The sequence below is a fragment of the Nocardia sp. NPDC057663 genome (assembly GCF_042799895.1).
Lineage (GTDB): Bacteria > Actinomycetota > Actinomycetes > Mycobacteriales > Mycobacteriaceae > Nocardia.
This window is the reverse complement of sequence record NZ_JBHVHX010000014.1, coordinates 61,712-81,061: the sequence shown is the minus strand read 5'-3', so window position 1 is coordinate 81,061 and position 19,350 is coordinate 61,712. Positions and strand designations below refer to the sequence as shown.

19 protein-coding genes and 1 pseudogene are annotated in these 19,350 nt (G+C 69.6%); 12 read left to right on the top strand and 8 right to left on the bottom strand.

Annotation, left to right across the window (positions count from 1 at the left end):
- Positions 1-132: 132 nt before the first annotated feature.
- The gene (locus ACFVAV_RS25205) at positions 133-471 is read right to left on the bottom strand and encodes a DoxX family protein (protein ID WP_379037695.1); all 339 of its coding nucleotides are present in this window, start codon (positions 469-471) and stop codon (positions 133-135) included.
- A gap of 81 nt (positions 472-552) precedes the next feature.
- Here ACFVAV_RS25205 and ACFVAV_RS25200 point away from each other — a divergent pair, with 81 nt between their 5' ends.
- On the top strand, positions 553-1,434 hold the full coding sequence (locus ACFVAV_RS25200) for a sigma-70 family RNA polymerase sigma factor (RefSeq protein WP_379037694.1): 882 nt from the start codon (positions 553-555) through the stop codon (positions 1,432-1,434).
- Positions 1,435-1,536: 102 nt separating this feature from the next.
- Here ACFVAV_RS25200 and ACFVAV_RS25195 read toward each other — a convergent pair whose 3' ends face one another.
- Positions 1,537-2,013 carry an HAD-IIIC family phosphatase gene (locus ACFVAV_RS25195; RefSeq protein ID WP_189028161.1) on the bottom strand — a complete coding sequence of 159 codons (477 nt, stop codon included), beginning with the start codon at positions 2,011-2,013 and terminating at the stop codon, positions 1,537-1,539.
- Positions 2,014-2,224: 211 nt separating this feature from the next.
- On the opposite strand from ACFVAV_RS25195, the gene ACFVAV_RS25190 reads away from it, so the two are divergent.
- Complete coding sequence (locus ACFVAV_RS25190; RefSeq protein ID WP_379037692.1) at positions 2,225-3,445, top strand: PucR family transcriptional regulator; 1,221 nt, start codon at positions 2,225-2,227, stop codon at positions 3,443-3,445.
- A gap of 60 nt (positions 3,446-3,505) precedes the next feature.
- On the opposite strand, the gene ACFVAV_RS25185 is transcribed toward ACFVAV_RS25190, so the two are convergent.
- From ACFVAV_RS25185 to ACFVAV_RS25175, 3 genes and pseudogenes are all read right to left on the bottom strand, one after another.
- Positions 3,506-4,693: an esterase/lipase family protein gene (locus ACFVAV_RS25185; RefSeq protein ID WP_379037691.1), complete on the bottom strand. Its 1,188-nt coding sequence runs from the start codon at positions 4,691-4,693 to the stop codon at positions 3,506-3,508.
- A 166-nt stretch (positions 4,694-4,859) separates the two neighbouring features.
- Positions 4,860-6,221 carry a lipase family protein gene (locus ACFVAV_RS25180; protein WP_379037690.1) on the bottom strand — a complete coding sequence of 454 codons (1,362 nt, stop codon included), beginning with the start codon at positions 6,219-6,221 and terminating at the stop codon, positions 4,860-4,862.
- A 237-nt stretch (positions 6,222-6,458) separates the two neighbouring features.
- Positions 6,459-7,687, bottom strand: a pseudogene (locus ACFVAV_RS25175) (lipase family protein).
- Positions 7,688-7,969: 282 nt separating this feature from the next.
- Between ACFVAV_RS25175 and ACFVAV_RS25170 the strand changes: the two are divergent.
- The 4 genes from ACFVAV_RS25170 (at position 7,970) to ACFVAV_RS25155 (ending at position 10,095) form a co-directional block, all read left to right on the top strand.
- Positions 7,970-8,221 (top strand): hypothetical protein, encoded by a 252-nt coding sequence (locus ACFVAV_RS25170; protein WP_379037688.1) that lies wholly within the window; start codon positions 7,970-7,972, stop codon positions 8,219-8,221.
- An 86-nt stretch (positions 8,222-8,307) separates the two neighbouring features.
- A complete protein-coding gene (locus ACFVAV_RS25165; RefSeq protein WP_379037687.1) occupies positions 8,308-8,802 on the top strand; it encodes a DUF2599 domain-containing protein in 495 nt (164 codons plus the stop codon).
- 33 nt (positions 8,803-8,835) lie between these two features.
- The gene (locus ACFVAV_RS25160) at positions 8,836-9,492 is read left to right on the top strand and encodes an NAD(P)H-binding protein (RefSeq protein WP_379037685.1); all 657 of its coding nucleotides are present in this window, start codon (positions 8,836-8,838) and stop codon (positions 9,490-9,492) included.
- 348 nt (positions 9,493-9,840) lie between these two features.
- Positions 9,841-10,095, top strand: a complete 255-nt coding sequence (locus ACFVAV_RS25155; protein ID WP_379037684.1) for a hypothetical protein — start codon at positions 9,841-9,843, stop codon at positions 10,093-10,095.
- Between the two features lie 54 nt (positions 10,096-10,149).
- Here the strand turns inward: ACFVAV_RS25155 and ACFVAV_RS25150 are convergent, their stop codons facing one another.
- Positions 10,150-11,034, bottom strand: a complete 885-nt coding sequence (locus ACFVAV_RS25150; RefSeq protein ID WP_379037683.1) for a helix-turn-helix domain-containing protein — start codon at positions 11,032-11,034, stop codon at positions 10,150-10,152.
- Between the two features lie 18 nt (positions 11,035-11,052).
- Positions 11,053-11,286, bottom strand: a complete 234-nt coding sequence (locus ACFVAV_RS25145; protein ID WP_379037682.1) for a DUF397 domain-containing protein — start codon at positions 11,284-11,286, stop codon at positions 11,053-11,055.
- Positions 11,287-11,640: 354 nt separating this feature from the next.
- Between ACFVAV_RS25145 and ACFVAV_RS25140 the strand changes: the two genes are divergently transcribed.
- From ACFVAV_RS25140 to ACFVAV_RS25115, 6 genes are all read left to right on the top strand, one after another.
- The gene (locus ACFVAV_RS25140; protein ID WP_022566940.1) at positions 11,641-11,874 is read left to right on the top strand and encodes a hypothetical protein; all 234 of its coding nucleotides are present in this window, start codon (positions 11,641-11,643) and stop codon (positions 11,872-11,874) included.
- An 89-nt stretch (positions 11,875-11,963) separates the two neighbouring features.
- Entirely contained in the window at positions 11,964-12,398 is a 435-nt protein-coding gene (locus tag ACFVAV_RS25135; protein ID WP_379037680.1) for a CBS domain-containing protein, read from the top strand.
- Positions 12,399-12,471: 73 nt separating this feature from the next.
- Positions 12,472-13,755, top strand: a complete 1,284-nt coding sequence (locus tag ACFVAV_RS25130) for an aminotransferase class V-fold PLP-dependent enzyme (RefSeq protein WP_379037679.1) — start codon at positions 12,472-12,474, stop codon at positions 13,753-13,755.
- Positions 13,756-13,789: 34 nt separating this feature from the next.
- Complete coding sequence (locus ACFVAV_RS25125; protein ID WP_379037677.1) at positions 13,790-15,043, top strand: heavy-metal-associated domain-containing protein; 1,254 nt, start codon at positions 13,790-13,792, stop codon at positions 15,041-15,043.
- Complete coding sequence (locus ACFVAV_RS25120) at positions 15,040-16,458, top strand: decarboxylase (protein ID WP_379037676.1); 1,419 nt, start codon at positions 15,040-15,042, stop codon at positions 16,456-16,458. The genes ACFVAV_RS25125 and ACFVAV_RS25120 overlap by 4 nt, the downstream gene beginning before the upstream one ends.
- Positions 16,458-17,777 (top strand): pyridoxal-phosphate dependent enzyme, encoded by a 1,320-nt coding sequence (locus ACFVAV_RS25115; RefSeq protein ID WP_379037674.1) that lies wholly within the window; start codon positions 16,458-16,460, stop codon positions 17,775-17,777. The genes ACFVAV_RS25120 and ACFVAV_RS25115 overlap by 1 nt, the downstream gene beginning before the upstream one ends.
- Here the strand turns inward: ACFVAV_RS25115 and ACFVAV_RS25110 are convergent, their stop codons facing one another.
- Entirely contained in the window at positions 17,778-19,244 is a 1,467-nt protein-coding gene (locus ACFVAV_RS25110; RefSeq protein ID WP_379037672.1) for a condensation domain-containing protein, read from the bottom strand.
- Positions 19,245-19,350 lie beyond the last annotated feature (106 nt).

Sequence of the window (19,350 nt, the reverse complement as noted above, 5' to 3'; positions counted from 1 at the left end):
TTGTGCACTCCCCCCCCCCCGCATACCCCAGCCCTGACTGTTGTTTGCGGGCGTGCCTCGCCCCCCTTCCGCTCCGCCGCCCTCTCCCCGGGGGGGGGGGGGGGGGGGGGGGGGGCCCCCCCCCCCACCGCTTCACGCCAGGGCCAGCGACCCGGCCGCGAGCAGCAGGTACGGCAACGGGTAGCCCAGATGCGCGTACCACCGCGCCCGCAACACGGTGAGCTCGGCGCCGACGAAGTACAGCACCAGCCCGGCCGCGGCCGCGACGGCCAGTGGCCGGTAGGCCAGCCCGGCGAGCAGACCCAGCCCACCGGCCGCCTTGACCACGGCCAACGGGGTGAGTGTCCACGGCGCGACGCCGTAGAGGCGCATGTTCTCGCGCACCCACTCGGCGCGGACGACATCGATCGCGGCGGCGACGAGCGCGGCCAGCGCGGCGAGCACGGTGACGACGACATAGCTGGTGTGCATCGGACGGTTCCTCCGGTCTACGGTGATCGACGGCAGCTGCCGTCGTTGTCGATGACGAACGGCCCGACCGAAAGGTGACCGATGCGCGCGGATTCGCTCGCGCTCGCCTTCGAGCAGCGGCGCGCTCGGCTGCGTGGCGTCGCCTACCGGATGCTCGGCTCCGCCGCCGAGGCCGACGACGCGGTGCAGGAGACCTGGCTGCGGCTGGACCGGGTGGCCGCGGCCGAGATCGCCGATCTCGACGGCTGGCTGACCACGGTCGTGTCCCGGATCTGCCTGGATGCGTTGCGCACCCGCACGCGTCGCGCCGAGACCACCGACGAGGCCGCCGTCGACGCGCGCGCCACCGGACCCGGTGTCGACCCCGAGGACGAAGCGCTGCTGGCGGATTCGGTCGGACGCGCCTTGCTCGTCGTGCTCGACGTGCTCGGGCCGGAGGAGCGGGTCGCGTTCGTGCTGCACGATCTGTTCGCCGTGCCGTTCGCGGACATCGCACCGATGCTCGGGCGGACACCGGCCACCACCAAGAAGCTCGCCAGCCGGGCCCGGCTGCGGGTGCACGCGCCCGCCCGCGTCGGGCGGGCCGAGCTGGCGGAGCAACGCGTCGCGGTGGCGGCGTTCCTGAAGGCGGCCCGCGAGGGTGACCTGGGCGAATTGCTGGCCGTGCTCGCACCGGACGTGGTGCGCACGGCCGATCCGGCGGCGCTACCGCCCGGGATGGCGGCACTGGTCCGCGGCGCCGCCGCGGTCGCGGAGGGCACGCTGGTGCTGCGGCAGCGGTCGCGCCAGGCCGTACTGCTCCTCGTCGACGGGCGGCCCGGACTGGTGGTGGCGGTGGCGGGCAAGCCGCTGTTCGCCGTCACGTTCACCGTCCGCGCAGGCCGGATCGCGGCCTACGACGTGGTCGCCGCCCCGGATCGGCTGGCCGAACTCACGCTGGCGCTCCTGCCGGAGCAGTCCTGAACCCGTGCGGCACCGCCGTTTTGGCACACAGTGCAACTTTGCAGCGGTTGCGATACGGCAGTGTGTGCGTAAACGCAGCGTGCGCAGGCGAATCCGTGCCGGTCAGAGCGCGGGGACCCGCGCGAACCCCAACGGCGGGGTCGGCACCGGGCCCGAGCGCAGGTCGTGCCGGAAATCGGGCAGCAGCGGCAGCATGTCGACATTGCGGGCGGCATAGCAGCGCACCATCGGCAGGGCGCGCGACACCTCGGCGCGTTCCACCGGCTCGGCGTCGAGGAACGCCATCCCCTCCAGGCCGAGCCCGAGGGTGTCGGCGATCCGCACGATCGAGGCCGACTTGCGGCCCCAGCCCACCTCGACCGCCGAGAACATCTCGTACAGCCCGTGCCGGTAGAGCGTCCGCAGCGTGCGCGAACGATCACCACGTGCCGCGACAGCGTGCAGCACACCGCGCTCGCTCAGCTTGGTGAGCGTGCGCAGTGCCTGCGGGCGCAGCGTAGTGCTGGTCGCGTCGTGGACCACACCGTCCCACAGGGTTTCGTCCAGTTCCCAGACCAGACAACGGACGGCAGGTCGCATGGTGTTGCCCCCTATCGGTTCGTTCCGGCGCGGAGAACTCTACAACCACTGATACCGATGGACCAGACTTGTGACCGCTCACCAAGCAGGCAAACAAGCATGGGTCCGCTACCCATAACCTGACGTTCCATTCCGGCATCGGCGCCGGTTGGCTAGGGTGAAGTCGCTGGACAGCGGGGGGCAGAGCCGAAATCGGGCGAAGGGAACACAGATGTCCGTTGAGAATCCACCGCGGCAATCGCTGACCATCTCGGGTCAGCCGATGTCGTCGCCGTTGAAGGACGTCCGTGCCATCTCCCGGCAGATGGTCGGCCACTTCGTCGCCAATGTCGTCCCCTGCGGCACGCTGCCCGGCGACGCCATCTCCGGCGACGTCACCACCATCACCCGGATCTGCCTCGAATTCGCCGTCAGCATGCTCGACGGCCGCGACATCCCGAACAAGCTCCAGCGCCTGCAGGACGCGGCCAGCGGCTGGGCCCGCGAGGGCGTGCCGATCGACACGATCCACCACTCGATCGCCGAGGGCTTCAAGATCGGCCTCGACCTGGTCGTCGCCAACGCGTCGGTGAAGGACTACGACAACCTGGTCGACGGCGTGAAGATGGTGATGGAAATGCTCGACACCATCACCGCCCAGGTGTCGCTGGCCTATGTGCGGGAACTGCGCGGTGTCGTCAGCGAGCACCACACCGCGGTACACACGCTCACCTCGGCGCTACTCGGCGGGCACAGCACCTCCACGATGGCCCGCGAGTGCGGTATCGCGATCGCCGAAACCTACGCGGTCCTCGCGCTGGCGATCCCGCCGCACCGTGAGGAGGCCAACCCCGCGCTCGACGCGAAGGTGGTCGCCCGCCGCAAGCTCCGCCGGGTGCAGGCCGAACTGGCCAAGCGCTGCGGGGATTCGGCGCTGTCGCTGCTCAGCGTCGACGGCGGCACGGTGCTCATTCCCGCCGGCACGTTCGACCGCGACGGCCTGGCCGCGCTCGTCGCCCAGCTCTCCCAGGCCGCCCAGGTCGGAATCACCGCGGCGATGGTCGAGACCGCCACGACCGGCGTGCCCGACGCCGCCGACCAGGCCCACGAACTGCTCGACATGGTGCAGCGCCTCGAGGTCACCTCGGGGCTCTACCGCTTCGACGAGCTGGCCCTCGAGTACCAGCTGACCCGCCCGGGCCCGGGCCGGGAGTTCCTCGGTTCGCTGCTCGACCCACTGGATCTGTACCCCGAGCTGCTGGAAACCCTGCAGCGCCACATCGCCAACAACCTCAACCGGCAGCGCACCGCGCGGGTGCTGCACGTGCACACCAACACCGTCGACTACCGGCTCAAGCGGATCGGCCAGCTCACCGGCTTCGACCCGACCCAGCCGTCGGGTCTGTGGTACCTGCGTTCCGCGCTCGTCGCGCGCAGCTACCGTTCCGCCTGAGCTGCCCCGGAAACGCCGAAGGCGCTGCCCGCCGAGTACGGGCAGCGCCTTCGTGATCTCTCACAGCGAGCCGCTACCCCCTATCAGCCAGGGGTTGAAGGTGCACACGAGCTCATGGTTGCCCGCCGGGTCGATGGCCCGCAGCGCGATCGACAGCGCGCGCGGGGAGTACATCATCGTCAGGTGGTCGGAAACGTCCTGTTCGCAGCCTTCCTGCAGGGTGATGTTGTCGACGGTGGCGCCGGGACCCGGCTTCAGGAAGGTCAGGTCGTAGGGGTTGGTGACCTCGTCGTAGCGGGTGCCCACGACCGTGTAGTCCACACCGGCGATGGTGTCACCGTTGGCGTTGAGCTGGTTGACGAAATCCGAGCCGATCGTCTGCTGGATGCCGGCGTGCCCGACGAAGATCTCGATGAGACCGAGGATGTCGATGCCGAGGTTGTTGATCGCGCGGCCGAGCGCGCCGATGCCGTCGAGGCTGGTGCCGTGGTGTGTGGCGCCGTAGGTGACCAGGTTCTTCACCTTGGCCGCGCCGCCGTCGAACTTGGTGTACCAGTTCGCCATCACGCCGCCCTGGGAGTGGGCGACGATGTCGACCTCGTCGGCGCCGGTGGCCGCGAGCACCCGGTCGACGAAGGTGGCGAGCTGATCGGCGGAGTCCTGGATGTAGCCGGTGCCCATCACACCGGGCAGGACCGAACCGAGGCCGCCGCCTTCGACCACGCCGGAGCGGCCGTAGTTGAAGGTGAACGTGCACAGGCCCGCGTCCTTGATCGGCTGGCCCATGAATGCGTAACCGTTGTAGGCGTTCATCCAGGTGCCGTGCAGCAGGACGACCGGGCGAGGCTTGTCGGCGGTCGGCCGGCAACTCCAGTCGTTCGCACCGGGCGGGGTGGCGTCGCCGTTGGCGAGGCCGTAGGCGAAGGCACCGAGGAACGAGGTCTGCGCGGGGCCGTAACCGACTGTGTCGGTGGACTTTCCGCCGGAGGAGCCCGAGCTCGAACCGGAGCCGCCGTAGCAGTTCCCCGATCCGTTGCCCGAACCGGCGCCGCTGCCGGAGGTGCAGGCGGAACCGCTGCCCGGACCGGCGACCTGACGGCCCTCGGAGATGAGATCGGCGAGGGCCTGCTCGGTCGGCGCCGGGGCCGGGGACGCCCCCGCCCCTGAACCGGTGAGCGCGACGGCGAGCGCGCCGACGCCGGTCAGCACCGCCGTCTGTAGCGTCCGTCTGCGACTGGGAGATTTCATCGTTGGCGTATCTTCCTGTGCGATTCGAGAAATACGAATGGCTTTGTCGAAACCGCACTGAACATAAGGCGACGAAATCGCCCATTTACCGACGTCTCCCGGTTTCTGGGCAGGTCACCACGCGTAGTCGAAAACTGCCATGATGCGGCACAGGAATTTTTTTACGTCAGCATTCGCTGCGTGCCGCGACCCCCTGCAAGCGCTCGTCCAGCCACAGCATCGCCTCGGGATAGCCGGTGACCGCACCGATTACATGTTCACCGAACACGCTCCGGTACACCGCATTCGCGCCGAGTGAGCATTGTTCGTCGTAGAGATTGCGCGCGCCGGCGGCGGGGATCCAGAACTCCTGTTCGCCGTTGTAGATGTAGAGCGGTGTGGCCGAGCGCATTCCGGACATCCGGGTGATTTCGTAGATCGAGGTGGCCAGTTCCGAGCGCAGCGGGTCGGCGACATTGGCGCCGACATCGATCGGCAGGTGCAGTACGCCGGGGATGGCGAATACGCTGGCGCACTGGTCTTTCATCACCGAGGTCGCCACCCAGCGCGCGAGATTGTTCATCGCGGCCAGGATCTCCGGGCGTTCCCGGCCGATCGCGAAAGTCGCCGCCATGAAGATGCCGGAGGCGAGATTGGCGTTCATGCTGCGCGAGAGAATCTCGAAATCGGCGGGCACGCCACCCAGCGCCGCGCCGACGATCACGTCGGCGAGTTCCGGTGCGTAGGAATTGATCAGCTTGGCCGCGCCGTGGGTGGCGATGGCGCCGCCGGAGTAGCCGGTCATCGCGAACCTGCTGTCGCCGAATGTCACCGGGTCTTTTCCGCGGACGGCGCGGATCGCGTCGAGCACCGCGTGCCCGGCGACATACGGCTCGGCATAGGCCATCCAGGGGCCCTCGTGATCGGGCACCAGCACCGCGTAGCCGCGCAGAGCGGCCAATTGCGTGGTCGGCGGGACGAATTCGGTCGTGCTCGAATGCAGGTTGAGGCCGTGCGCCAGGGTGTATCCCGGCGTGCAGTCGCGCCCCAGCGCATCGATCGGCAGGTTGTTGACCAGCACCGGGCGGTCGCCGGGACCGGTCCAGTCGGTGGCGGGTACGAGCAGGGTCGCCGTCGCGAAGGAAGGGCGGCCGTGCGCGTCCTCGGTGCGGAACTTGAGCAGAGTGGCCGACCGGATCGGTACCAGAGTGAGCGGAGCCGCGGTGGCGGCGACATCGCGGGTCTCGATGATGTCTCCCGGCGTCAGGTCGGCCAGGCCGTCGGGCCAGTGGTCGAACATCGGGTCGCCGACCGCCGACGGCATGACCGCGGCGTGCAGGGCGGCGAGTTCGGCATCGGGATCGCCGGTCGGCTGGATCGGCGAGGGCAGCACCTGATCGATCCAGCGTTGCAGGTCGGGCAGGAATCCCGGCGTACCCGGATGCGGCACAGGGAATTCCGTAGTCGGTGGCGGTTCGGCCGCGGCGGTGCCGACGGCGAACGAACAGAGCAGGAGCATCGAGCAGACCAGCACACGCACAGATCGCATGGCACACACGCCTTCGGGTGGCAACGTCGGATTCGTCGTGACGTGCGGCGATGCGGTGCTTCGAATCCCGCCCGAACCTCCCTCAGTGCGCCCCTCGTCAGATCACTGACGGTACGCCGGAACCGCCCCGCCGAATCGGCGTCGTGCCCGAGTCGTGACGCAATGCGGCACGATCGCAACAACGAGCGACCCGGATCCGCGTCGGGGCATGCGGATCCGGGCCGATCGGCACCGGGCTCAGCAGGTGCTGGGCGCCGGTTCCCCCTGCAGTCGCGCATCGAGCCATCTCAGCGCGGAAGGTAGTCCGAGCACAGCGGCGGTCAGGTGGTCCGGGGTGGGTGTCGACTCGGTGACCACCGGGGCACCCGCCGCACACCAGCGGTGCATCGTCGTGGTGATCGCGTCGACCGGGATGAGGCCGTCGATGGGCGAATGCCATTCCAAGACAGGCATGGTCGGTGTCCCGGGGTAGAGCTCGAGGCTGTTCTCCTCCACCACGGCGCGAGCCTGCGGATCGTCGACCATCGACGTCGTCGCGGCGAAGTCGAGGATGCCCCGCCCCGCGCCGGCGCCGAGGATGTCGTTGGTGCAGGCGTCGGCGATCGAGGCGCGGGCGGCGAGGCCGCTGGCGTTCATCTGCTCGCTGATCGGAAACGTTGCGGGTACTCACGTTCCAGGCCGATCCCGGCCGCCAGCGCGAGCCCGAAGACCGGATGCGAGCCGAAACCGAGGCCCTCGAGCATCGACACCAGATTCATCGGCACCCCGCCCATCGCGGCGCCGGCGATCTCGACGTCGGGGGCATAGGTGGGCTGCAGCGCCGCCGCCCACGCCGTCGCCATGCCGCCGCCGGAGTAGCCCGCCATGGCGACCCGGCTCCCCGCGACCTGCAGTTCCTCGACCTTGCGCACCGCCTTGATTCCGTCGAGGGTCACCTGCCCGCCCAATTTGGCTGCGCCGTAGGCGAAGTTGGGGCCGAGGTGGTCCGGTAGCGCCATCGTCCAGCCGCGCCGCAACGCCACGTTCCAGGCGATCGCCTCGCGCACCATCAGGTTCGGGTCCTCGGTATAGAGCACCTTGGATACCGAACAGCGCACGCCGAGCCCGTTGATGATGTGCTGGTAGGACAGCACCGGGGCGTCCCGGCGATGGTTCGTCGGCTGGAGCACCGTCGTCGTGGCCGCGATCGGTTCGCCAGCGGAGTTGGTCGAGCGGAACCGCACCAGCGTGATCCTGGTGTCGGGGAACATCGCCAGCGGCGGCATCGGCCGCACCGCCAGCACGTCGCCGGGCCGGGTGCCCGACAGGTCGGCGGGCTGGGCGTAGAAGGGGTCGGGATCGGCGGTCGGGTAGAGCGGTGCGCTGTGGCTCGCGGCGGCAGGCCCGGTGGCCAGCACCAATGCCGCGGCCACCACCAGCAGTGTTCTGCGCGGCCGAGTCTGTCGTGCCGCGGCTATCCGGATCATGCGGCTGTCCTCCCGTGTCGCTGCCGTCGGCACCGATACTGGCCGGTACCGTGGCTCGTCGGAACCCCCTTCGACCGACATCGGCGGAGCTCACAACAGCCGTGCGGCGAGGTTGTGACCGGAGGCAGGCCGCCGGGGCACCTGCTTGGTCGGCGTACTGCCGCGACGCCGGTCGGGCTGTGAGATCTCCAGCGGAAAACCGGAACATGTTCTCCTCGATGGTCGTGGTCCTACCGTCGAGCAGGAAGGCGCTCACGAGTGCCGGGGCGAAAGGAACACGCCATGATTCCCCTCGACGAGAACATCGCCGCCACCCCTCATCGCATCGAACGGACCGAGATACCGACCCGCCGGATCACGGTCTACTTCGACGGCCCGACACCGCAGGACGCCCTGATCCTGGAATACGCCGCGACCCCGTCCGAGGCCTGGGAGTTCACCACGGCGGCGGTGCACGCCGGCCTGCTGGTGACCGTCGACGGCCAGGTCGGCCCCGAACTGCGCAGACTCCCCTGCCGATCGCTCTGGCACTGAGCCCTCCCGCACCGCCCGGCCCGCCGCACTAGGCTGGCCGGGCGGCCGCGTCTCGGCCGCACGACGGGACAACAGAAGGGGCGGCCGTGACACGGTGGCGCAACGGTGCCGCATTCGCCGCGATCGCGCTGGCCGCCCTCACCGGCTGCGGGTCGGGCGGCTCCGACGACGCGGCCGCACCGTCTCCGGCGACCACCACCACGACACCGCGACCGACCAGCAAACCGCCGGTCACCATCGCACCGCCCACCACCACCGTCGACCCCTATGCCGGTCTGCCGCTCATCGACCACGTGACCTGGACCGAGACCATCGACGGCGCCCGGCTGCTCGTCGTCCCCACCGTCGCGGGCAGGAAGACGTCGGCACCCGGCACCGACGAGATCGCGTGGCAGGAGGTGCTCGCCCTCGACGCCGACGCCGACGCGCCGGGCATGCGCGACCAGTTCATCTGCCATTGGGTGTGGGCGAGGATGGTGGCGCCGGACAAGCCGAGCTGGAACCTCGAACCGTGGCGACCCGACGTCGGCTATTCGGCCACGGTGTCGGCGAACTGCAATCCCGGCGGCCCGGAACGCTGACGGCCGCCGTCCCGCCTGAAAGGAGCACCTCGCATGCGCATCGTCGTCGCCGGTGGACACGGCAAGATCGCCCTGCTGCTGACTCAGCTGCTCACCCGTCGCGGTGACCAGGTCTACGCCTTGATCCGGGACCCGGGTCAGGCCGCCGACATCGCCGCGACCGGCGGTGTCCCGGTCATCTACGACATGGAACGCGATACTCCCGACGACCTCGCGTCCGCCGTCGCAGGCTCCGACGCGGTGGTGTTCGCCGCGGGGGCGGGCGCAGGTAGCGGCGCCGCGCGCAAATACACCGTCGACCTCAACGGTTCGGTACAGCTCGCCGACGCCGCCGAGCAGACCGGCGTCCGGCGATTCGTGCAGATCTCGACGATGGGCGCCGGAGCGCCGCCCGCGCCGGGGACCGACGAGGTGTGGGCCGCCTACATCGATGCCAAGACCCGCGCCGAGGACGATCTGCGCGACCGCGCCCTCGACTGGACGATCCTGCGGCCCGGTGTTCTCACCGACGCCGAAGGCAACGGTCTGGTCACGCTCGGACCGCCGCCGATTCCGCGCGGACCGGTACCGCGCGCCGATGTCGCCGCGACGCTCGCGTCGATCTTGGTCGCGGACAACACTTTTCGGCACACACTCGAGCTGGTCTCCGGTTCGGAGCCCATCGTGTCGGCCGTTGCCGCGATTCATTAGCCGAAAATTAACTATCACAACCCAATTCGGCCGGACGGCCGATTTGGACGGACCGGCGGTACCACCGTTGCCGCAGGCCGGCGACGGCGAACCGCCGGTCACGACGTTATCCACACCCCGCGGGCCGTGAACACGGTGGCGCAAACACGGATTCGCCGCTCAGAAGCCGGGAAAAACGCTGCATCGAGACGGAATCGATCGTGCAGATGTGCTTGCATCTGAAAGTGTCCCCGTCCTAAACTCAGGGCCGCAATACAATTCAGGGGATAGTCAGGGGAGGCCGCGAGCGGCACACCTGGGGATATATTTGCCTTAGGTTTGCCACTGCCTACACACAGGGGCGTTCACATGAACAACACCAACGGCCGTTCCGGCCTCGCTGATCGCGCAGCGACCACCCACCCCGACACCGCAGGGTGCTCCAGGGAAACCGCGGTCGCCTATGTCATCGATGCCGTGGAGTCCACCGGCGCCGCGACCCGCAACGATTTCGATATCGACCGCATCGTGACCACCGCGCACGAATTCGCCGACGACTGGGATCTGCAGACGCTGACCCCCGACACCTTCTGGCGCATCGCCGCCGGCTGTATCAAATACTGAACAGTTCCTGATATCGGACGCCGAGCAAGCTCGGCGTCCGATACCCCGTCGACGTCAGAGGCGGTCGGCGTACTCCAGCAGGATCGCGCGCGAGCGGTCGGGCTGTTCGGCCTGGACGCTGAGCTGGTCCATCACCGACTTGTACAGCGCCAGGTCCTGCCTGCGCTCGAGGTACAGCGCGCTGGTGAGCTGCTCGAGATAGACGATGTCGGGCAGCTCGGGCTCGGCGAAGCGCAGAATGCTGAAGGAACTGCCCGCGGCGGCGTGCCCGCCCGCGGAGTACGGCAGCACCTGCACGATCACATTCGGCAATGCCGACAGCTCGGCCAGGTACCGCAGCTGCGCGCGGTGCACCTCGCGCCCACCGATCGGGCGGTGCAGCACGGCCTCGTCGATCACCGCCCACACCACCGGCGGCTCGGGCCGGTGCAGCACGTCCTGGCGGCGCTGGCGGACCTGCACGCGACGCTCGGTATCGGCGTCGTCGAACCCGAGGGTGACGATGGCCCTGGTGTACTCCGGCGTCTGCAACAGGCCGGGCACCAGCTGGGCCTCATAGGTACGGATCTGGCTGGCCGCCTGCTCGAGCCCGAGGTAGGTACTGAACCACGAGGGCAGCAGATCGCTGTAGCGATGCCACCAGCCGGGTTCACTTGCCTGCCTGGCGAGTTCGAAGAAGGACTCGCGCTCCACGGTGTTGTGGACACCGTAGAGCGTCAGCAGGTCCCGGATATCGCGTTCCTTGAATCCGGTGCGTCCCAGTTCGAGCCGGCTGATCTTGGCATGGGAGCCACGAATCGCGTCACCAGCCGCTTCGCGGGTGATGCCTTTGCTCTCGCGCAGTTTGCGCAACTGGCCACCGAGGGCGATTCGCAGCACGGTAGGGCCACGGTCGACAACCGGTTGCACGCGACCGATCTCGTCGGGTTCAGCCGTCATGGCTGCCGATATTACCGATCACTTGGTCAGGTAGTCGAACTCTCCGGCCTTCGCGCCGCGGATGAACGCGTCGATCTCGGGCCGGGTGTAGAAGATGACCGACCCGTGTGGGTCGCGCGAGTTGCGCACGGCGACCGAACCGTCGGCCACTTCGGCCACCTCGACGCAGTTGCCGCTGGGGTTGCTGTAGGTGCTCTTACGCCAGGCGCCGTCGGCCGGGCGTTCCCGCTGATCATCGTGCTTTCCGGACACGCCACACTCCTCGTTCTCGAATGATGCCCATCGCTACGAAAGTTGCAGATGCACGCACAAACGTTCTTGCAGATGTACTGTGCGATCGGGACATTAACACGCGCGGGATACCCGCGCACCGGTCGGTACTTACCCGACGACACGACCTGGGCGGCGTCGCGATAGGTGACGTCCAGTCCCCTGAATTCGCAAGCGCCGCAAGCCCTTCAGCCGCCCGACACGCCCGGATCAACTGTCCAGATGTTCTTGCATCTGCAAACGAAGCAGCCGTAGACTCAGGCCGCAAGATCACCGGAAGGCACGTCGGCAGCACCAGCCGATCCGCCTTCCGCTGCCGGATGCGAGGGGCCTCGGATGAGCACGCCGTTTCGAACACCCCGCCGGGTCTCGGCCGGAACCGCCGGTCTCGAGGTCCCGCGATACCTCGGCGCGGCAGGAGCACCGTCCGGGTCGTGTAGCGACGAGCCACACGGGCTCACCTACCGCCAGGCCCGCGAGATGCTGCGTCAGCACGACGTCCACGGGCCGCAGTGCCGCCAATGGCTGGCCGCCGCCGCCTACCTGTCGGCGGGCCTGGACGACGAATAGCCGGTTGTAACGTCTTCGTGCTGGTCACGGCGAGGTCACTCGGGGCATCCTGGAGGTGAACGAGCGGCGCGGACATGGGTGGGCGGCATATGCGGATAGCGGACATCCTGCGCAACAAAGGAACGGCAGTGACGACGGTGCCACCGCAGACGACGGTGCGCGCCCTGCTCACGGTGCTGGCCGAGCACAATATCGGCGCGGTGGTGGTCTCCCCCGACGGCGTGGCCATCAGCGGCATCGTCTCCGAGCGCGATGTGGTCCGCCACCTCGACCGGCACGGCGCCCCGCTGCTCGACCGGCCGGTCACCGAGATCATGACCGATCGGGTGCGCACCTGCGGGCCCGAAGATCACACCTCCTCGCTGCGTGCGGACATGACCGAGCACCGGATCCGGCACATGCCGGTGGTCGAGGCGGATCGGCTGGTCGGCATCGTCAGCATCGGTGACGTGGTGAAGAGCGAGATCACCGAGCTCGCCACCGAACGCAGCCACCTCGTCGACTATCTGCAGGGCAAGTACTGAGCCGCGACACGAAAAGCGTTGTCCGCGAAAAATCTTCGTCGGCCGTACCAGAAATGTGCGTATCGTTGATCAGGTGCACCCCCTCCGGCCCGAGCCAGCCGCCGTTGCGGTGACCCGGCACGCGCCGACCCCGGTGCCCGTGACGATCCGCGACCGCTTCCCCGCGCTGGCCGATCCCGCGGTGGTGTACCTCGACAGCGCGGCGACGACGCAGAAACCCGATACCGTCATCGCGGCCGTCACCGCCTACCACCGCGAGCACACCGCGAACGCGGGCCGTGGCACCTACAGCTGGGCGACGGCACTGACCGCGCGGATCGCCGCGATCCGCACCCGTGCCGCCGGTTTTCTCGGCGCGCAGTACCCGGACGAGATCGTGTTCACCAGCGGGGCGACCGCCGCGCTCGGGACGATCGCGCACAGCTGGGGTCTGGCCACCCTGGACTCCGGCGACGAGATCCTCTACAACCCGGCAGATCACGCCGCCAATGTCCTGCCCTGGCATCATCTGCGCGACACCATGGCCCGGTTCGGGCGGCGCATCGTGCTGCGCCCCTATCGCAGCACCGCGGCGGGCGAGGCCGACATCGACGACATCCTCGCCCAGGTGGGACCGCGCACCCGGTTGATCACCACCAGCCACCTGCATCACGTGTACGGCGGGCTGACCACGCTCGAGGAACTGCGCGGGCGGATCGATCCCGCGATCCTGCTGTGCTTCGACTGCTCGCAGAGCGGTGGGCACCTGCCGGTCGACGTGATCGACCTGGGCGCCGATTTCGCGGTGTTCGCGGGGCACAAGATGTTCGGGGCGCCGGGCATCGGCCTGCTGTACTGCCGGCGGCGAGTGCACGACCGGCTACGGCCGTTCCTGCCCGGCGGGCACTCGGGCGTGCGGGTCGGCGAGGACGGCGGCGGCCTCGTCGGTTCCGGGATGCCGCAGCTGCTCGAGGGCGGAACCCAGAACATTCCCGGAATCCTCTCCCTCGCACCGGCTTTCGATCTGCTCGACGAGCTCGATCCGACAGCCGTCGCCGCGCACAATCGGGAGCTCACCCTGCGGCTGATCGAGGGCCTGCGCCCGATTCCCGGACTGGACTTCCTCCCGGGGCCTGCGCACGCGCGCTGTGCGGTGGGGTACGGGATCGTCTCGTTCACCCTCGACGGGATCAGCGCGACCGATCTCGGGTTCGTGCTGGCCGAGTCCGGTTTCCTGGTCCGAACGGGGGCGCACTGTGTGCCGTCGGCCGATCCCGACGCCGGGTCGGTGCGGGTGAGCACCCATCTCTACAACACCCTCGACGAGATCGACCGGTTCGTCGCCTGTGTGGCCGGTATCGCCGGCCACCGGCGATGAGCGCTTCCTGTCCCCGAGCCGAGGAGCAGCAACGATGGGTATGCCCCCAGCGCCGCACTACGACCGCCGCGCCGCGTCCCGGGTATTGGCCCGCCTGGCGGCCCCCGGACTCTTCACGGCCGCCGAAACTCCGTCGGCGGTCCGGATCACCTTTCGTGCCACCCCGTTACGGCCCGAGCCGGGCAGCTCGCTAACCCAGTCCCAGCGGATGTACCTGGAACGCTTCATGCGGCCGTGCCGCCCGGATCAGGTGACCAGCGCGACCCACCGCATCACCTGGACCGACAGCGCGGGCATACCCAACACCGGGTACTTCCGTACCGGCGGCGCCGGTCCCGAGCTCGCGGTGGTAGCCAGGGAAACCGTACTGGCGCTGTGGCGTTCGCTGGCCGCGTCGGGTCTGGTCGAACGCTCGGCCGCGCTGCCCGAACCCGACCTCGCGGTGCTGGCCGCCACCACCACCGATCACGATCCGCACGAGATCTTCCGGGTCGGGGTGGAGGCCACCGGGCGCGCGCTGACCCAGCACGGACTCGTCGCGGCCGACACCCCCTATCGGGATATCGTCGAATTCGCCAGGGGGATGCGTGATTCCGGCATCTTCGCCGCGGTGGCGACCCGCTGGTTCTGGGAGTTGCAGGCTTCGACCTTCCGGCGCGGGATGATTCCGGTGCGGCTGGTCACCCAGCCGGACGGCAGCGTGCGCTATAGCGCCGACTCCATCGCGGTCCTGCGCGCGATGAAGGACGCCACCATCGGCGACGCGCGCGCGGTGATGCGGCGCGCCACCACCGAGGAAGGGCTCGATGCCGAGGCGGCCGTCGCCAAGTACCACGACGATCTGGATCTGATCTCGCGTCAGTACGCGCTGCTGCCCGCCGAGTCCCGGCCCGCCTGCCTGGCGGCCGCACCGCAGGCGGTCGACGGTGCGGCGGTGCACGTACTGGCGACGGTAGTCGATCGGTTCGTCGCGACGTTCGCCACGCTGGCGGGCACGGTGGAGCTCGTGGAGGAGACAGCCGAGCAGGAGCCGGAGGACGCGCCGCTCGGGGACGACAGCGTCTTCTACGTCCCCGACATGAGCTGCAAGCACTGTGTCCGAACGATCACCGCGCTGCTCGAATCGATGGACATCCCGGTCGTCGGGATCGACCTGGAGTCCAAGCGGGTGATCGCCCGAATCCGGAGTCCGCGCAATAGATTCCGCGTGTTCGAGGCCTTGCGTGACGGCGGCTACAACCCGGTCGACGACGTGCAGGCGCAGGCGCCGGGCGCGGCGGTGGGATGACGCCGCCGCCCGCTGTTCCCGCCGCGCTCCATCCGCTGGTCGCCGCGTTCCTCGACGACCGGGCTGCCGTGCGCGCGGCCCTGCACCGATTCGGGTCGCCGCTGCATCTGGTCTTCCCGCAGGTGTTCACCGCGAATCTGGCCGCGTTGCGCGGAGTACTCGATGGAGCCGCCACCAGGTACCGGATCTGCTACGCGCACAAGGTCAATCGTTCGGCAGCGTTCGCCGGAACCGCCGCCACGGCGGGGATCGCGGTCGACGTGGCCTCCGCGCAGGAACTGATGTCCGCGCAGACCGCCGGGTTTCCCGCCGACCGGATCGAGGTGACCGGCCCCAAGGGCGCGGCGATGCTACGGACCGCCCTCGCGGCGGGCGTGACGATCAATGTCGACAATCTGTGGGAGCTGGAGACGCTCGCCGGGCTGGTCGATGCGGGCACCACAGTGCCTGTACTGCTGCGTATCTCGGGATTCCCCGGTAGTTCCCCGAGCCGGTTCGGGATCGATCTGGGTGCCGCCGAGGCCGCGTTCGACCTGCTGACCCGCCACCGGGACCGCCTGCGACTGCTGGGTTTCGCGTTCCACCTCGATACCGCGGCCACGGCCGAACGCGTCCAGGCGGTGGCCGCGTGCCTCGAACTGGTCGAGCGCGCGTACGGACACGATCTGGCGCCGACGGTGCTCGACATCGGCGGCGGGCTGCGGCAGGTCTTCACCGCCGACGCCACGGGCTACGACGCCTACGATCACGCGCTGCGCGCCGGTCTCCTCGGCCAGGGCCGCGCACTGCATTGGGGCAGCAATACTTTCGGCTACCAGGTGGCCGACGGCGCGGTCCACGGCGGACCGGTGTTCCACAAGTACGCCAATACCGAATCGGCCGCCGATATCCTGGCCGATCTGCTCGGCGCACCGCTGCCGGGGCACGGCGGGCGGGCGCTGGGCCGGGTGCTCGCCGACAATCTGCTCGAGCTGTGGCTCGAACCCGGTAAGGCGCTGGTCGATCAGGCCGGGATCACCCTCGCCCAGGTCGAGTTCGTCAAACGCGCGGGCACCGGGGCGACGCTGGTACATCTGGACCTGAGCCGCGACACGGTCACCGCCGCCGACCAGGAGGTGCTCATCGATCCGATCGTGCTGGCCGAGCCCGCGGTATCCGCTGCCGTCGGTGTGTATTTCGCCGGTCACCTGTGCTTGGAGCGGGATCTGATCACGCAGCGGCAGGTGCGGGTGGCCGGCGTGCCCGCACCGGGCGATCCGGTGGTGTTCGCGAATACCGCCGCCTATCACATGGATCTGTCCGCGGCACGGGCCAGCATGCACCCGGAGCCGGCGAAAGTCGCTGTGCGGTACCGCGACGGCGAGTTCGACCTGTGCCCCGACGCGGACTATCGGCCCGGGGCGCAGGTGCGGTGATGGTCTACACCCACATCACCGAGCTGATCGGCAACACTCCCCTGCTGCGCCTCGATCCCGCGGTCCACGGGCTCGCCGAGGTCGACCTGTACGCGAAACTGGAGTCGCACAATCCGTTCGGCTCGGTCAAGGACCGGGTCGCCTGGGCGATGATCCGCGCCGACCTGGACCGGATCGCCGCGGACGGGCAGTCGTTCATCGAGGCTTCCAGCGGCAACACCGCCAAGGCGTTGCGGATCCTCGGCGCGCTGCACGGCATCCCGCTGCGCGCGGTCACCAACCGGATCAGGGTGACCGAGGTCAGGCAGCTGCTGCAGCTGCTCGGCACCGAGATCGTGGAACTGCCCGGCCTGTCCGAATGCCCCGATCCCCATGCGGCCGACGATGTCTCGGCGGTCATCGCGCAGACCACGGGTCAGGCTCCCGGCCGGTGGTTCCATCCGTCGCAGTACACCAACGACCGCAATGTCGCGGCGCATCTCGACGGCACCGGCACCGAGATCGCCACCGATCTCGCCGAGGCGGGGATCGCGCACCTCGACTATCTCGTCGGCGGCCTGGGCACCAGCGGCTCCACCCGCGGCACCGCCACCGCGCTGCTCGCCCGTCATCCCGCGCTGCGCACGATCGGGGTGGTGTCGGACCGGTTCGACTTCATCCCCGGCATCCGGTCCGAACGCGAGATGTGGGATGTCGGCCTGTTCCGGCCCGATTTCTACGACGACATCGTCACCGTCGACTCGGCGGCCGCCGTCGAGGCCACCCTCGAGCTGGTTCGCGGGTACGGGGTGCTGGCCGGGCCCACCAGCGGCGCCGGCTACGCCGCCGCCCTGCGCACCCTGGCCGACGCGCCCCGCCCGGCCGACCGGCCGCTGGTCGCGGTCCTCATCGTGTGCGACCGGCTGGAGCCGTACCTGTCCTACTTCGCCAAGCGCAGGCCCGACCTGTTCGGCAAGACCGCCACACCGGCCGCACCCGGCCCCGACGACACCGCCGCCGCCCCGACGCTCACCCCCGCCGCGCTGGCCGAGCTGGACCGCACCGGCCGTCCCACCGTCGTCGACACCCGCGGCGCGATGGCCTACCGGGTCGGGCACGTGCCCGGCGCGCTCAATATCCGCGACGACCAGCTCGACGAGATGTTCGCCCAGGGCGTGCCGTTCCCGCGATCTCGGCCGGTCGTTTTCGTGTGCCCGGTCGGCGAGAACTCGCTGCGATTCGCGGCATTGGCCCACCGCGCGGGCTACGACGCGTTCAGCCTCGCGGGTGGCATCGTCGCCTGGCGCGACGCGGGCTATCCACTCGAACGCGGCGGCTGATCACACCAGCACGCGTGCTGCCCGGCGGGCGGTCGACAACGACCCGCGCCGTCCCGCGGTCGCCAGCAAGGCGGGCAGTGGGCCGCGATAGCCGTCGGCGAGCAACCCGACGACCGCCCGGAACCGGGCGACGAACCGTTGCGCTGTCTCTTCGTCGAATCGGGCGATCGGGTAGATGAACGAGCCGTCGATCCCCGCGGGCGCGCCGAGCGGATCGTAGTGATCGGTCAGGCCGAACTCGAGATCATGCTTGGCCCTGACCACGCCGGTCGGCACCTCGGTGATCGAGAAACCCTGCGCCGGAGTGGGTTCGGGTCTGCTGCGCGGTCCCGCCCCGCGCTGCAGGATCAGCGTCGCCTGGAACAGCGGGAGCGCGGCATCCTGCAGCAGGCAGCGCTTGAGCCGGGGGTTGGGGGTGTCCGGGTGTGCGTAGGCGGCGAGCGCGACCCGGCGCACCTGGTCGATCAGCTCGTCGACGTCGCCCGCGCGGTCCAGGCGCACCCGCATCAGCACGTCGTCGGAGAAGTTGCCGACGAGGTCGTCGAGCAGGCGGTGATCGCGGCCCGATACCGCGGTGGCGACCGTGACATCGGCGCTGCGCGCGAACGCGCCGACGGTGACCGCGAAGGCGGCCTGCAGGACCATGAACAGGCTGGCCCGTCCGTGCTGGGCCAGCCGCAGCAGGCCGGCATGGGTCCGCGGGTCGAACGAGATCGGCAGCAGCGCGCCTGCGGCCGGGTCGAGCGGCGTCGACTGTTGTTCCCGCGCAGGCAGATCGAGCAGCGCGGGACGCCCCGCCAGCGTGTTGGCCCAGTACCGCAGCTGGTGGGTGGCGCGGCTCCACTCGTCGGTGAACTCGCCCAGCTGGGCGTGCTTCCACAGCGTGTAGTCGGTGTAGCTGACCGGCAGTGGCGCCCACTCCGGGGTGCTGCCGCTGCGGCAGGCCAGGTAGGCGGTGACGAGGTCGCGGATCAGCGGGCCCATCGACCGGCCGTCGACCGAGATGTGGTGCACGACCAGCGCGAGCACGACATCGTCCGGGCCGAGCACGAACAGCCGGGCCCGCACCGGCAGGTCGCGGGTGAGATCGAAGGGGCGCGCGGCCAGCGCGGCCACCGCGGCGTCGAGTTCGGTGTCGGTGACTGCGCATTCGGTCACGTCGAGCTCGACGTCAGCGGGCTCGACGACCCACTGGGCGGGGCCACGCTCGGTCGCCGGGTAGGTGGTCCGCAGCGGTTCGTGCCGGGCGACCAGGCACTCGAGCGCGGTCCGCAACGCGGTCACATCGACGGCAGCGCCGCGCAGCCGCATGGCGCGGGCGACGTTCCAGTCCGCGGACCGGCCGAGCCGGGCGGCATGCCACATTCGTTCCTGGGCAGGCGCCAGCGGCACGTGCGCCGGGCGTGGTCGCGGCGCCAGCACTGCTACCGGCGGTGCCGGCGGCCGGAAGCACACCGGCTCGGACACCGCACGCGACGGCGCTGTCAGGACGCCGCGACCGGCATCGTTTCCCCCCGACCTCATCCCCGACCCGGGGTCGAACACTCGTCACAACCTCCACACCCGTACCGAA